The sequence below is a fragment of the Pseudomonas sp. CCI1.1 genome, assembly GCF_034348165.1.
GTDB lineage: Bacteria > Pseudomonadota > Gammaproteobacteria > Pseudomonadales > Pseudomonadaceae > Aquipseudomonas > Aquipseudomonas paracarnis.
In genome coordinates, this window is sequence record NZ_CP133780.1 from 739875 (window position 1) to 752878 (window position 13004).

13 protein-coding genes are annotated in these 13004 nt (G+C 60.1%); 6 read left to right on the forward strand and 7 right to left on the reverse strand.

The features are described from left to right. The first annotated feature begins 43 nt into the window (after positions 1 to 43). Positions 44 to 952, forward strand: a complete 909-nt coding sequence (locus tag RHM69_RS03235) for a LysR substrate-binding domain-containing protein (protein WP_200601176.1) — start codon at positions 44 to 46, stop codon at positions 950 to 952. Between the two features lie 30 nt (positions 953 to 982). On the opposite strand, the gene RHM69_RS03240 is transcribed toward RHM69_RS03235, so the two are convergent. Further along, positions 983 to 2275: a PQQ-dependent sugar dehydrogenase gene (locus RHM69_RS03240; protein WP_014718638.1), complete on the reverse strand. Its 1293-nt coding sequence runs from the start codon at positions 2273 to 2275 to the stop codon at positions 983 to 985. Then, positions 2272 to 2697 (reverse strand): DUF2231 domain-containing protein, encoded by a 426-nt coding sequence (locus tag RHM69_RS03245; RefSeq protein WP_014718637.1) that lies wholly within the window; start codon positions 2695 to 2697, stop codon positions 2272 to 2274. Before RHM69_RS03245 ends, RHM69_RS03240 begins: the two co-directional genes overlap by 4 nt. A gap of 640 nt (positions 2698 to 3337) precedes the next feature. Here RHM69_RS03245 and RHM69_RS03250 point away from each other — a divergent pair. Genes RHM69_RS03250 through RHM69_RS03260 form a run of 3 tightly spaced genes read left to right on the forward strand, consistent with a single transcriptional unit; the run spans position 3338 to position 5053 of the window. Further along, positions 3338 to 3817 (forward strand): AAA family ATPase, encoded by a 480-nt coding sequence (locus RHM69_RS03250; protein WP_137270449.1) that lies wholly within the window; start codon positions 3338 to 3340, stop codon positions 3815 to 3817. Beyond that, positions 3814 to 4611 (forward strand): nucleotidyltransferase domain-containing protein, encoded by a 798-nt coding sequence (locus RHM69_RS03255; protein WP_200601173.1) that lies wholly within the window; start codon positions 3814 to 3816, stop codon positions 4609 to 4611. Before RHM69_RS03250 ends, RHM69_RS03255 begins: the two co-directional genes overlap by 4 nt. After that, entirely contained in the window at positions 4604 to 5053 is a 450-nt protein-coding gene (locus tag RHM69_RS03260; RefSeq protein ID WP_191948769.1) for an NUDIX hydrolase, read from the forward strand. Before RHM69_RS03255 ends, RHM69_RS03260 begins: the two co-directional genes overlap by 8 nt. 62 nt (positions 5054 to 5115) lie before the next feature. Here the strand turns inward: RHM69_RS03260 and RHM69_RS03265 are convergent, their stop codons facing one another. Continuing rightward, positions 5116 to 5676 carry a cysteine hydrolase family protein gene (locus RHM69_RS03265; protein ID WP_014718633.1) on the reverse strand — a complete coding sequence of 187 codons (561 nt, stop codon included), beginning with the start codon at positions 5674 to 5676 and terminating at the stop codon, positions 5116 to 5118. Positions 5677 to 5821: 145 nt separating this feature from the next. Between RHM69_RS03265 and RHM69_RS03270 the strand changes: the two genes are divergently transcribed. Then, positions 5822 to 8020 (forward strand): OsmC domain/YcaO domain-containing protein, encoded by a 2199-nt coding sequence (locus RHM69_RS03270; RefSeq protein ID WP_072434650.1) that lies wholly within the window; start codon positions 5822 to 5824, stop codon positions 8018 to 8020. A 122-nt stretch (positions 8021 to 8142) separates the two neighbouring features. Here RHM69_RS03270 and RHM69_RS03275 read toward each other — a convergent pair whose 3' ends face one another. The 4 genes from RHM69_RS03275 to RHM69_RS03290 form a co-directional block, all read right to left on the reverse strand. Further along, positions 8143 to 9309, reverse strand: a complete 1167-nt coding sequence (locus tag RHM69_RS03275) for a cystathionine gamma-synthase (protein ID WP_200601172.1) — start codon at positions 9307 to 9309, stop codon at positions 8143 to 8145. Next, positions 9306 to 10682 (reverse strand): pyridoxal-phosphate dependent enzyme, encoded by a 1377-nt coding sequence (locus RHM69_RS03280; RefSeq protein WP_200601171.1) that lies wholly within the window; start codon positions 10680 to 10682, stop codon positions 9306 to 9308. The genes RHM69_RS03275 and RHM69_RS03280 overlap by 4 nt, the downstream gene beginning before the upstream one ends. A gap of 245 nt (positions 10683 to 10927) precedes the next feature. After that, positions 10928 to 11410, reverse strand: a complete 483-nt coding sequence (locus RHM69_RS03285; protein ID WP_014718629.1) for a VOC family protein — start codon at positions 11408 to 11410, stop codon at positions 10928 to 10930. Between the two features lie 65 nt (positions 11411 to 11475). Continuing rightward, positions 11476 to 12195 carry an SDR family oxidoreductase gene (locus tag RHM69_RS03290; protein ID WP_019817156.1) on the reverse strand — a complete coding sequence of 240 codons (720 nt, stop codon included), beginning with the start codon at positions 12193 to 12195 and terminating at the stop codon, positions 11476 to 11478. A 172-nt stretch (positions 12196 to 12367) separates the two neighbouring features. On the opposite strand from RHM69_RS03290, the gene RHM69_RS03295 reads away from it, so the two are divergent. After that, on the forward strand, positions 12368 to 12886 hold the full coding sequence (locus RHM69_RS03295; RefSeq protein ID WP_322255475.1) for a hypothetical protein: 519 nt from the start codon (positions 12368 to 12370) through the stop codon (positions 12884 to 12886). The last annotated feature ends 118 nt before the right edge of the window (positions 12887 to 13004 follow it).

Below are 13004 nucleotides of genomic sequence, written 5' to 3' on the forward strand. Positions count from 1 at the left end.
TGCTACAAACGAGTTTTCAGCCTTGGATGCATAACCACAGATTATGAATGCACTTGGCAAAACCTTACCGCCGCTGGCCAGTTTGTTGCCGTTTGAAGCGGCGGCGCGCCTGGAGAGTTTCTCCAAGGCGGCCGATGAATTGCACCTCACCCAGGCAGCTGTCAGTCGGCAGATACGCGGGCTGGAAGACAACCTGGGGGTCAAGCTGTTTTGTCGGCGCAACCGTGGGGTGTTCCTGACGCAAGAAGGGCGTGAGCTGGGGCGGGTGGTCAGCCAGGCCTTGCACAGCATCAGTGAGGGCGCGGTCAGCCTGAGAACATCGCCCCAGCGCAATCGCGTGGTACTGCTATGCCAGCTATGCGAGGCGTTCTATTGGTTGATGCCGCGTCTGGCGACCTTCCACCAGCAATACCCGCAGATCGAGATCCAGGTGGTGACCTGTACGCGGCCGATCACCCAGTTCGACGGGCATTTCGATGTGGCCCTGCAAAGTACCCGGCGCGCCAGTGGTAGCCATACGTTGATGTTCACCGCCTCCGACGAGGTGTTCCCGGTGTGCAGCCCCGGCTACCTCTGCCCGGAAAAGCCGTTAGCGCTGACTGAATTACAGCCCTGCACATTTCTGCACCACAGCTCCGAGCCGCCGCACTTGATGGAATGGGATGAGTGGCTGCAGATGTTCGGCCACACGTTGCCCAGGGATGCGCGCAGTGCCACCTTCGACAGTTACCCGCTGATGTTGCAAGCTGCCGTGGAAGGGCACGGTATCGCCATGGGTTGGCGTCGTACCGCAAGCCGGCTGATAGAGAGTGGGGCGCTGGTGCGGCCCTGCGCAGAAAGCGTGTTTTTGCCCGAGGCTATTTCGGTCTACAGGCAGCAAGGGACGGGCAGTCGGGAGGAGATTACGGCGTTGTTGGCCTGGCTTGACGCACAATTGCAGAGTGACGGCTGACAGGGGCGTCGCAGCCCCTGTCATCTGCGGTTATTGGTTACGCGTGACGCGCCAAATCGTATTGGCCAAGTCGTCGGCAATGATCAGCGCGCCTTTGGGGTCCACCGTCACCCCCACTGGACGCCCACGGGTCTTGCCGTCGTCGCCGCGGAAGCCGGTGGCAAAGTCGATGGGCTCGCCCGCCGGTTTGCCGTTGCTGAACGGCACGAAGATCACCTTGTAGCCCACTGGGTTGTCACGGTTCCAACTGCCGTGCTCGCCGACAAACGCGCCGTCAGCGAACTTTTCACCCATGGCGGGGATGGAAAAATCCACGCCCAACGCGGCCACATGGGAGCCCAGGCTGTAATCGGGTTTGATCGCGGCAGCCACCTTGGCCGGGTTCTGCGGTTGTGCGCGGGGGTCGACGTTCTGGCCCCAGTAGCTGTAGGGCCAGCCGTAGAAGGCACCTTCACGCACCGACGTCAGGTAGTCTGGCACCAGGTCGGGGCCGAGTTCATCGCGCTCGTTGACCACGGTCCACAGTTGCCCTGAGCCCGGTTGGATGGTCAGCGCCGTCGGATTGCGCAGGCCTGTAGCGTAGGGCTTATGCGCACCGGTGGCGGCATCGATCTGCCAGACCATTGCGCGGTCGATCTCCACTTCCATGCCGCGTTCGGTGATGTTGCTGTTGGAACCGATGCCCACATACAGCTGACGCCCGTCGTCACTCACGGCCAATGACTTGGTCCAGTGATGGTTGATCTGCGCCGGCAGGTCGGTGACTTTGACGGGCGGGGCGCTGGCCTTGGTCTGGCCGTCGGCGTAGTCAAAGCGCACCAGTGCGTCTTGGTTGGCCACATACAGTTTGCCGTCGGCGAATGCCAGGCCGTAAGGGGCGTTGAGGTTGTCGGCGAATACGGTCTTGAGTTCATAGGTGCCGTCACCGTCGGCGTCACGCAGCAGCGTAATGCGGTTGCCGCCCTTGACCTTGGTGTTGCCCTGGGCCTTGATCACACTGGCGATCACGTCCTTGGGCTTGAGCTTGGCCGCACTGCCGCCACGGCCTTCGGCCACCAGGATATCGCCGTTGGGCAGCACCAGGGTCTGGCGCGGGATAGCAAGGTCGGTGGCGATGGCGGTGACGCTGTAGCCTTCGGGTACCTTGGGCTTTTGATCGCCCCACGGCGTGGGCTCGGCAATCTTCATGCTCGGCAACAGGCTGCTTTGTTGTTCGGGCAGCTTGGGGTCAGGGCCGCGTGCCTGGGTCTTGTCACCTTCGCCGCCACAGGCACTCAGCAACAGGGCGGCGCTGAGCAGGGTCAGTGTGTTGAGTGGTTTCATCGGGCAGCTCCTGAGCGCAGGTTAGTCAAGCCGATCCAGGTGGCGACAATCGCCAGCACGGTGACGATCGCCGACAGCACCAAGCCGGTGGGCATCATGGCGTATGCGTCCTTGGCATGCTGGAAGGCATTGACCAAGCCAAGCACCCAAGTGCCCAGCAACAGCAGGAAGTACGCCACCGGGCGCCCGCCCTTGTGTTCGGCACGCACCAGGTTGACCAGTGCAAACAGCAGGGCAAAACCACAGAACACCAAGGCTCCTGCGATAAGCCAGGAGGCGAAATTGGCCCACTGAATCTGGTAGGTCTGGCCGTAGGCGATATCACTGAGCAAGGCCCCGAGAAACAACGGCACGGTGCCGGCAAGCAAAGTCCCGTGCAACGGCCCAGGCCTGACGACGGGGTAAGTGGAGAGGGTAGTCATGTTGGTGGCGGCTCCTTATCGTTCTGCACCCTGGGCTCAGGGCGCGCTGACTTCGCATAGGAAAGGAGCATGGCATTTGCAAGAAAGTTCACTGGGAGGGCGTGTCGAGGTGTGTTTCGATCCGGCGTTCCCCTGCATATGCATAGGTATCTACACAATTTTGGTGCGACGCTGAACCTGTGGCGAGAGAGCTTGCTCCCGTGACGGCCTGACAGCCGACATCTATCTACCTGACACCCCACCATCCAACTGTGGGAGCTGGCTTGCCTGCGAAGGCGGCCTAACAGTCAACACAGTTGGACCGGGTACATATCCGTTATTTAGGTAACGGCCACCTAGGGTTCCGCCCTGACGGCGGCTCACTTTTGAAAAGCGCAAAAGTAAGCAAAACGCTCTTGCCCCACCACTCGGCACCTCGCTTGGGCTCGGTGTGCCCGTAATCCCTGTCGAATTCCGGCCAGCGTGGTTTAACGGGGCGCCTGAGATCAAGATCACAAGCAGATCAAGAGCGGCTCGCTTCGCATCGTGGTTACCGTCTGCTGCTACAGCCCACAACGTTATGTAGATACCTATGCCTGCATATGTTTACCACAGCGGCTATATGACTCATTCTTCCTGGCCCGACATGAGGAATCGCGTTATGCCCACCCTGCATCTGCTCTGCGGCAAGATCGCCTCCGGCAAGTCCACACTCGCCAAAACCCTGGCCGCCGAGCAGGGGGTCATCGTGCTCAGCGAAGACCAGTGGCTGGCCAATCTCTATCCCGGCGAAATCCAGAGCATTGCCGACTACCTGCGCTGTGCCCTGCGGGTTCGTGGGGTACTTGAGCCGCTGGTGATCGATCTGTTGGCGTGCGGCGTCAATGTGGTGCTGGATTTTCCGGCCAATACCCTCGCCAATCGTCAATGGTTACTCGGCCTGGCCCAGGCAGCCAAGGTGCCGCACTGCCTGCATTACCTGGAGCTGGACGATGCCACCTGTCGTGCGCGCCTGCACGCCCGCAACGCCCGAGGTGACCACGATTTTGCCGCCAGCGATGCCGAGTTCGACCTGATCACTCGCCATTTCAGTGTGCCGAGTGAAGAGGAAGGGTTGGTGATTGAGGTGCATCGCCCGTGACTACCCAAAAATCTGCTGGCATCGATGCCGACGGCTATATCCTCACCGTCGTCGATGGGCCTATACAACCCCAGTTCCAGCCCCTGCTGACGGACATCTGCGCTACCTTGTCCCGGCCTGAGCTGGGGCTGCACGGGATTTACCTGTATGGCAGCATCGCACGGGGCGAAGGTGAGATCGGCATTTCTGATCTTGACCTTTCCCTGATACTGGTGGAGCCACCGGATGCGCCCGTGCTTGAACAGTTGGAGTCAGCCCGACTCGCCTTGGAGCAACGGCATCCGAGCGTCACCAAGATCGACTTCGACATCGGCCACTGCGCCCAAGTGTTGGCGCCTGAAAACCGAAACAGTTGGGGTTTCTGGCTCAAACATCATTGCCGCTGTCTCTGGGGCGAAGACCTGTCACTGCACGTCGAACCGTTTCGCCCGTCCCGCGCCATCGCCCTGGCGGTCAATGGTGATTTTGAACAGGCGCTCACGGCGTACTTGGTGCGTATCGAACTGGCCAGCACTGAGCACGTACGCCATCGCTTGCAGAGGGAAGCATCGCGGGCCTTGATCCGCGCTACCCACACCCTGCGAGCCGAGGATGCGCAAAACTGGCCGCAAACCCTGGAAGACTACGTCGGGCTGTTCGTTCAGCATTACCCGACCATGCGCGTGCAAATCGCCTACTTCCTGTTTGAGGCACGCAACCCTAGCGCCGGGGGCGAGGCATTCACTACACGCCTACGGGCATTTTTGAGCTGGATGGTTTCGGCCCTGATAGAAAGGAATCAATCAGATGCGTGAACGCAAAGCCGCACGATTACTGGTCATAAACCCTGCGCAGCAAGTGTTGCTGTTTCGCTTCGTGCATAAAGACGGCGCCCTGGCCGGCCAGGATTACTGGGCCACGCCGGGCGGTGGCGTGGAGGCCGGGGAGAGCTTCCACAGCGCTGCGATTCGTGAGTTGCGCGAAGAGACGGGTATCACCGTCAGCAGCATCGGCGAATCCGTGGCAGAGCGTAGTTTCCCGTTGATGTTACCCAGCGGTGAAACCGTGTTGGCGGTTGAGCGGTACTTCGTTGTGCATGCATCCAGCGACGCGCTTTCCCGGGCCGAGTGGACGGTAGAGGAGACTCAGGTGATGGCGGATCATCATTGGTGGTCGGCACAGGCGCTGCGCGCCACGAGCGATACGGTATGGCCGCAGGCGTTACCGCAAATGCTGGAGGATGCCGGGGTGTTTTAACCGTCCAGGCCGGCAAGCGGTCGCCATCGTGCGTTTGCCCTGATGCATGTCTGCATTGCTCATTAATGACTGGCCAGGATTTCACTCGTTTGGAACACCCTTGCATAGTCCATCGCCAAGTTACTGAGCGACAGTGCATGCACATCCTCTGCGGCCCACAGCCGCCCCGACAAGTCGGTTTGATCGAAGGTAAAACACGCATCCGCCGCCACGATCACGTCGAACCCCAGGTTGCCGCCCGAGCGTGCGGTGGATTCCACTGAATTGTTGGTGATGACCCCGACGATTACCAACTGCTGGATCGAGCGCAGGTGCAGCCAGCGCTCCAGGCCCGTGGCGCTGAACGCATCTGGTACGTTTTTTTCAACCACATGCTCCTGGGCCAGGGGGTGCAGCGCATCCTGGAACTCACAGCCGGGCTGGCCTGGCCGGAACACTGAAGCGGCAGAGCGGGAGATATGCCGCACATGGATGATCGGGCGTTGCGCCTGGCGCCAGGCATTGAGCAATTGCTGTATGCGCAGCTCGGCGTCTGGGTTGTTGCGGCGGCCAAGGGTGGGATCGGCCATGCCTTTTTGCATATCGATGATCAACAATGCGGCGTTAGTCGCTATCGGTTCCATGGCCTGTCCTGGCAGAGGTGAACATTATCTAACTGGTTGGAAGTTAGCACCGATCGGCAGCCCATACGCAAATCCCTGAGACTTCCCGGCGAAACGCTTCATAATGGCGGCCAATTTGTTTAGCTCGTTATTCTGGTGTGCCCGCATGGAAATTAAGGTCAACTTTCTCGACAACCTTCGGCTTGAAGCCAAGTTCGATGACTTCACGGTCATTGCCGACCAGCCCATCCGCTACAAGGGCGATGGTTCGGCACCGGGGCCATTCGACTACTTCCTGGCTTCGTCGGCGTTGTGTGCGGCGTACTTTGTGAAGTTGTACTGCCAGACGCGCAATATTCCCACCGAGAATATTCGCCTGTCGCAGAACAACATCGTCGACCCGGAAAACCGCTACAACCAGATTTTCAAGATTCAGGTCGAATTGCCCGCAGACATCTCCGACAAGGACCGCCAAGGCATCCTGCGTTCCATCGACCGCTGCACCGTGAAGAAGGTGGTGCAGGCCGGGCCGGAATTCGTGATTGAGGAAGTCGACAACCTCGACGCCGATGCCCAGGCGTTGTTGATGCCCAACTCCACGTCCGCAGCGGGCACCTACATTGCCGGCAAGGACCTGCCGCTGGAGCAGACCATCGCCAACATGTCGGCGATTCTCGCGGGCCTGGGCATGAAGATCGAGATTGCCTCGTGGCGCAATATCGTGCCCAACGTGTGGTCGCTGCATATCCGCGACGCCCATTCGCCGATGTGCTTTACCAACGGCAAAGGCGCGACAAAAGAGGGCGCGTTGGCGTCGGCGCTGGGTGAGTTCATCGAGCGCCTGAACTGCAACTTCTTTTACAACGACCAGTTCTGGGGTGAGGACCTGGCCAACGCGCCGTTCGTGCATTACCCGGACGAGCGTTGGTTCCAGCCGGGCCCCAACGATGAGCTGCCGAGTGAAATCCTCGATGCCTACTGCCTGAAAGTCTACAACCGCGAGGGCGAGCTGCGCGGTTCACACCTGTTCGACACCAACTCCGGCAACGAAGCCCGTGGCATTGTCTCCCTGCCGTTCGTGCGTCAGTCCGATGGCGAGGTGGTGTATTTTCCGTCCAACCTGATCGAAAACCTCTACCTGAGCAACGGCATGAGCGCGGGTAACACCTTGGCCGAAGCCCAGGTACAGTGCCTGTCGGAGATTTTCGAGCGGGCGGTGAAGCGCGAAATCATCGAAGGCGAATTTGCCCTGCCGGACGTACCCGCCGAAGTGCTGGCCAAGTACCCGGGCATCCTGGCGGGTATCGAAGGCCTGGAAGCCCAGGGCTTTCCGGTGCTGGTCAAGGATGCCTCCCTGGGCGGTGAGTTCCCGGTGATGTGCGTGACCTTGATGAACCCGCGCACCGGCGGCGTGTTCGCCTCGTTCGGCGCGCACCCGAGCCTGGAAGTGGCACTGGAACGCAGCCTCACCGAGCTGCTGCAAGGCCGTAGCTTCGAAGGCTTGAACGATCTGCCGCAGCCGACCTTCGAAGGCCAGGCGGTCACCGAGCCGAACAACTTCGTCGAGCATTTTATCGATTCCAGCGGCGTAGTGTCGTGGCGCTTCTTCAGTGCCCAGTCGGATTATGAATTCGTCGAGTGGGACTTCTCTGGCCAGGGCGAAGACTCCAACGCCCAGGAAGCCGCCACGCTGTTCGGCATCCTCGAAGGCATGGGCAAAGAGTCGTACATGGCGGTGTATGAGCACCTGGGCGCTACTGCCTGCCGCATCCTGGTGCCGGACTACTCGGAAATCTACCCGGTGGATGACCTGATCTGGGACAACACCAACAAGGCGCTGTTTTTTCGCGAAGACATCCTCAACCTGCACCGCCTCAGCGAGGATGAGCTGCAGGCGTTGGTCGAGCGTCTGATAGAAAGCGAACTGGACGACTACACCGATATCACTACGTTGATTGGCATTGAGTTCGATGACAACACCGCGTGGGGCCAGTTGACCATCCTGGAGCTGAAACTGCTGATATTCCTGGCGCTGAAGCAGTATGAAGAGGCCAAGGAATGCGTAGAGATGTTCCTGCAGTACAACGACAACACCGTTGAGCGCGGCCTGTTTTACCAGGCGATGAACGCGGTGCTGGAGATGGAACTGGATGAGGACCTGGAACTGGCTGACTACGAGGCCAACTTCCGGCGCATGTTTGGCAACGAGCGCATGGACGCGGTGATCGGCTCGGTCGACGGCAGTGTGCGCTTTTATGGGCTCACGCCGACGAGCATGAAGCTGGAAGGCCTGGACCGGCATTTGCGCTTGATCGATAGCTACAAGAAGCTGCATGCGGCACGGGCCAACATCACCCAGGGCTGATACGCAATGATCGTTCCCACGCTCTGCGTGGGAACGCATTCGGTGACGCTCTGCGTCACGCTTGGGAACGCAGAGCGTCCCTGGCTGCATTCCCACGCAGAGCGTGGGAACGATCATGGCGGTTAAATGTGGGCCAAGGCCTGAGCCAGATCGGCGCGCAAATCCTCCACATCTTCAACCCCCACCGACAAGCGCACCAGCCCATCGCCAATCCCCAATTGCGCTCGCGTCGCCGCCGGGATGCTGGCATGGGTCATGATCGCCGGGTGCTCGATCAGGCTTTCCACGCCCCCCAGGCTCTCGGCCAGGGCGAAGATCTTCACGTTTTCCAGAAAGCGCGTCGCGCCGGCCAGGTCGCTGTTCAAGTCCACTGAAATCATCCCGCCAAAGCCGCGCATTTGCTGCTTGGCCAGGTCGTGCTGTGGGTGGGATTTGAGGCCCGGGTAGTGAACCCGTGACACTTGCGGCTGTTGCTCCAGCCAGGTGGCCAGGTCCAGGGCATTGCTGCAATGGCGCTCCATGCGCAGCGCCAGGGTTTTTACTCCGCGCAGGGTCAGGAAGGCATCGAACGGCCCGGCGATGGCGCCGATGGAGTTTTGCAGGAAGCCCAGGCGTTCGGCCAATTCAGCGTTGTCACCGACAACAGCGATACCACCGATCACATCAGAATGCCCATTGAGGTATTTGGTGGTGGAGTGCACCACGATGTCGAAGCCCAACTCCAGCGGGCGCTGGATCCAGGGGCTGGCAAAGGTGTTGTCGGCCACGCAGATAATCCCGCGGGCACGGCAGATGCGGGCGACGGCGCGCAGGTCGGTCAGGCTCAGCAGCGGGTTGCTTGGAGTTTCGACCCAGACCATGCGCGTGTCGTCCTGCAATGACGCTTCAAACGCCGACAAGTCGCTGAGGTCGACATAGCTGAAACGGTGCCCGGCACTGCGCTGGCGCACCTTGTCGAACAGGCGGAAAGTGCCGCCGTACAGGTCATTGCCCGAGACGATATGCGCGCCAGCATCCAGCAGTTCGAGCACGGTGGAGATCGCCGCCAGCCCCGAGGCAAACGCAAATGCCTGGCTGCCGCCTTCAAGGTCGGCCACGCAGCGTTCCAGGGCGAAACGCGTGGGGTTGTGGGAGCGGCCATAGTCAAAACCCTTGTGTACGCCGGGGCTGTCTTGCAGGTAGGTGGAGTTGGCGTAGATCGGCGGCATCAGCGCGCCCGTGGTCGGGTCGGGTGACTGCCCGGCGTGGATCACACGGGTGGCAAACGCGCTTTTATCGGACTGGCTCATGCAAGGGATCTCCGTAGGTGGTTAAGCAGGTCGACGCGGGTGATCAGGCCATGAAAGCCTGAGGCGTCGGCAATGATGGCGACCAGGCCGCGATCCAGTTCAGCCTGCAGTTCGGCCAGGCTGGCGTTGGGGGCCAGGGTGTGCAGGGTGTTGGTCATGGCGCTGGCGACGGTCATGGAAAAATCTGCGGCGTCGTGGTGCAGGCCCAGCAGGATGTCGGACTCGTCGATGACGCCCACCAGGGTCTGGCCATCGACCAGCACCGGCAGTTGCGACACGTCCGCCAGGCGCATGCGCTGGAAGGCGGTGAGCAGGGTGTCGTCGGGGCTTACGCTGATCACCCGGCCGTCTTCGAAGCGGCGCGCGATCAGATCGCGCAGGTCGCCGTAGTGTTTGTACTGCAACAGGCCCGCGTCGTTCATCCACTGGTCGTTGTAAACCTTGGACAGATAGCGCGTACCGGTGTCGCAAACAAAGGTCACCACGCGCTTGGGCTCGGTTTGCTCGCGGCAGTAGCGCAAGGCCGCGGCGAGCAGGGTGCCGGTGGATGAGCCGCCGAGGATGCCTTCGGCCTTGAGCAATTGGCGGGCGTGGTCGAAGCTGTCGGCATCGCTGATGGAGTAGGCGTGGCGCACGCTGGACAGGTCGGCGATCGAGGGGATGAAGTCCTCGCCTATCCCTTCCACGGCCCAGGAACCGGGAGTTTCCAGGGTGCGGCTGCGGCTGTATTCGGCCATTACCGAACCGACAGGGTCGGCCAGCACCATGGCCAGTTCGGGTTGCACGCGCTTGAAGAAACGCGTGAGGCCGGTGAGGGTGCCGGCCGAGCCGACGCCCACCACAATCGCGTCCACATCGTGCTGGGTCTGCGCCCAGATCTCCGGTGCGGTACTGGTCTCGTGGGCCAAGGGGTTGGCCGGGTTATTGAACTGGTCGGCGAAGAACGAGCCTGGAATATCTTTGGCCAAGCGTGCCGCCACGTCCTGGTAATACTCGGGATGGCCCTTGCCCACATCGGAGCGGGTGATATGCACCTCGGCGCCCATGGCCTTGAGGTGCAGCACCTTTTCCGTGGACATCTTGTCGGGCACCACCAACACCACCCGGTAACCCTTGGCCCGGCCCACCAGCGCCAGGCCCAGGCCGGTATTGCCGGCGGTGGCTTCAATGATGGTACCGCCTGGGCGCAAGCGACCGTCGCGTTCAGCGGCGTCGATCATCGCCAGGCCGATGCGGTCCTTGATGGAACCACCGGGGTTTTGCGATTCAAGCTTGAGAAACAGCGTGCAGGGGCCGGTATCGAAGCGGCTGACCTTGACCAGCGGGGTATTGCCGATCAGTTCAAGTACGGCAGGGCGTGAAGGCGTGGGCATGTCGTCTCCTGGTTACGGGATGGACGTAGGGCGGGGGGCAGCAAAAAAACAGCATGGCTTGGAACATAGGCCGGTATCGCCCGTGTCGCAACCGGGCGTCCGTTGTATGACTTTTTTTGCCGCATGGGAGAGGGCGCGCAATCCAGATGTGGGAGCTTGCCTGCGATGGCGGTGGTGCAGTTGGCATTTGCGCTGCCTGACCCACCGCCATCGCGGCCTCGCTAGGGCTTGAGCGCTCCCACCGTTCAGTTCCCGGCAATGGCGGCTTCGATGGCAGCGATGTCGATCTTGGTCATGGTCATCATCGCTTCAAATGCACGCTTGGCGACGGCAGGATCTTTACTGGTAACTGCTTCGACCAACACCCGCGGCGAGATCTGCCACGACAGCCCCCACTTGTCCTTGCACCAACCGCAAGCGCTCGCCTGCCCACCGTTGTCGATGATGGCATGCCACAACCGGTCGGTTTCCTCCTGGTCATCCGTGGACACCTGAAAGGAAAACGCTTCACTGTGCTTGAACAGGGGGCCGCCATTGAGACCCACGCAGGGGATACCCAGCACGGTGAACTCCACGGTCAACTCATCTCCCTGCTTGCCAGCCGGATAGTCGCCAGGCGCACGGTGCACGGCCTTTACTTCGCTGTTGGGGAAGGTGTTGGCGTAGAAGGTCGCTGCCGCCAGGGCATCGCCGTTGTACCAGAGGCAGATCGTATTCTTGTTGTTCATGGCAAGGCTCCTCGGGTTGAAAGGTGCATGAAGTCTAGACGATAGCCACAGACGTTCTTCCCCGTCTAAAACCGCTCATCCAGAATCGCCGGCAAGGTGATGTCCTTGACGAAACTCGCCGGCGACAAGCTCAGCGTCATGCGCACCACCCGAACCACGTCGTGTACAGGGATCAATTGACCTTCACCGCGTTGCGCCGCCACTGCGAGCGGTGCGCTCAACGGGTCTTCGGTGTTCAGGTAACCGAGGTTCAGGCAGGTCACGCCCAGGCGTTGATGCCGATAACCTTCACGCAAGGCATCGGCAATCCCGCGCAGCGCAAACTTGGAGGCACCGAAGGCCACCTCCGGGCGGCCACTTTGCGGCAGGCCTGAGGTGGAACCGGTCAGGATGATCCGTGGGTTGGCGCTGTTGAGCAGCACCGGCAGCAGGCGTTTGATCAACAACAAAGTAGAGGTGATGTTGCACGTGACAATGGCTTCGAGTTGCTCATCACTGTCTGCCAAAAAGTGGTACGCCGGATCGAAGGCAAACTCTTCCCAGATACCCAGGTTGTAAATCAGAGTATCCAGCCCGCTCTCGGCTACCGAGGCCTCAATGGCCTGCGCTGCTTTGGCGGGTTCGGCCAGGTTGGCTTCGACCCAGTGCACCTGCACATCAGCCTTGTGGTTGAGCTGGTCAGGACGGCTACGGGATACACCGATCAGCGTATCTCCGGCTTCGCCCAACCCCTCGATCAGGGCCTTGCCCAGGCCTTTGCTGGCGCCAACTACCATGGTTTTCATTACGCGTCTCCTTGACTGAAGAGCGTAGTTATAAGGCAGTTGGGTGGGGTTTTATAGTGTGAGCATAAGGAGCGGGATTAGGCTGACCAATGCTCGCCGGAAGATAAGGCTTTTTTATAGGCGCCATGTACGCTTAACTGACCGGTATTCTGCTAAACGAAATAGGCCTGCCATGCAACAACAGGAGACATTGATATCACACATCAACGAATTCTTACCTGGGATTGACCAAACGCTGTCCGCGGCAGGAGTTGAGGTAAGTGAACGTTCGATGAAGGCTGCAATGTTTTTTGTTGATCATCTCGTCCTAGATGTAGAAGGTGATACGAAAGAAAACTATCTGCTCAAGTCCTGGTTTAAGCCGATATTCGGCCACATACAATATTGGTATGAAAAACGTTATGGGCAGACGAAGGTTCATCCCAATCGCTTCTTGGCAGGAGTCTTAAAACATCACGGCGCGTTTTTCCTTTTACATATTCCGCTGACAGTCGCCAAGCCTCAGGGCGATGGAACGTGCTGGGTCACATTTGCGAAGGATGTGCTTCCAGGAGAGGATCCTGCGTCTTGGATGACTAACGGTCCATCGCTGGAGCAAATGCCCCCGAAGCAGCTAGCGGCACTCCGAAAAGAGGCCACGAACACGGCGACACGACTACGCGGTATCAGAAATCACCTAAGGATGGTCTGAAGTAGCCATGTATTTCCCCGGCATACCACCTAGCGCAACTTTTAAACTCGCCAAATGATCAAAAAACAATCAATTCGACGAGTATTTCTTACGTTTTCGCCACCCGGACCCCACTCCG

Bases quoted from the DNA above. Each gene is read 5' to 3' on its own strand.
- RHM69_RS03235 (WP_200601176.1), top strand. From the start codon at position 44: ATGAATGCACTTGGCAAAACCTTACCGCCGCTGGCCAGTTTGTTGCCG.
- RHM69_RS03240 (WP_014718638.1), bottom strand. From the start codon at position 2,275: ATGAAACCACTCAACACACTGACCCTGCTCAGCGCCGCCCTGTTGCTG.
- RHM69_RS03245 (WP_014718637.1), bottom strand. From the start codon at position 2,697: ATGACTACCCTCTCCACTTACCCCGTCGTCAGGCCTGGGCCGTTGCAC.
- RHM69_RS03250 (WP_137270449.1), top strand. From the start codon at position 3,338: ATGCCCACCCTGCATCTGCTCTGCGGCAAGATCGCCTCCGGCAAGTCC.
- RHM69_RS03260 (WP_191948769.1), top strand. From the start codon at position 4,604: ATGCGTGAACGCAAAGCCGCACGATTACTGGTCATAAACCCTGCGCAG.
- RHM69_RS03265 (WP_014718633.1), bottom strand. From the start codon at position 5,676: ATGGAACCGATAGCGACTAACGCCGCATTGTTGATCATCGATATGCAA.
- RHM69_RS03270 (WP_072434650.1), top strand. From the start codon at position 5,822: ATGGAAATTAAGGTCAACTTTCTCGACAACCTTCGGCTTGAAGCCAAG.
- RHM69_RS03275 (WP_200601172.1), bottom strand. From the start codon at position 9,309: ATGAGCCAGTCCGATAAAAGCGCGTTTGCCACCCGTGTGATCCACGCC.
- RHM69_RS03280 (WP_200601171.1), bottom strand. From the start codon at position 10,682: ATGCCCACGCCTTCACGCCCTGCCGTACTTGAACTGATCGGCAATACC.
- RHM69_RS03285 (WP_014718629.1), bottom strand. From the start codon at position 11,410: ATGAACAACAAGAATACGATCTGCCTCTGGTACAACGGCGATGCCCTG.
- RHM69_RS03290 (WP_019817156.1), bottom strand. From the start codon at position 12,195: ATGAAAACCATGGTAGTTGGCGCCAGCAAAGGCCTGGGCAAGGCCCTG.
- RHM69_RS03295 (WP_322255475.1), top strand. From the start codon at position 12,368: ATGCAACAACAGGAGACATTGATATCACACATCAACGAATTCTTACCT.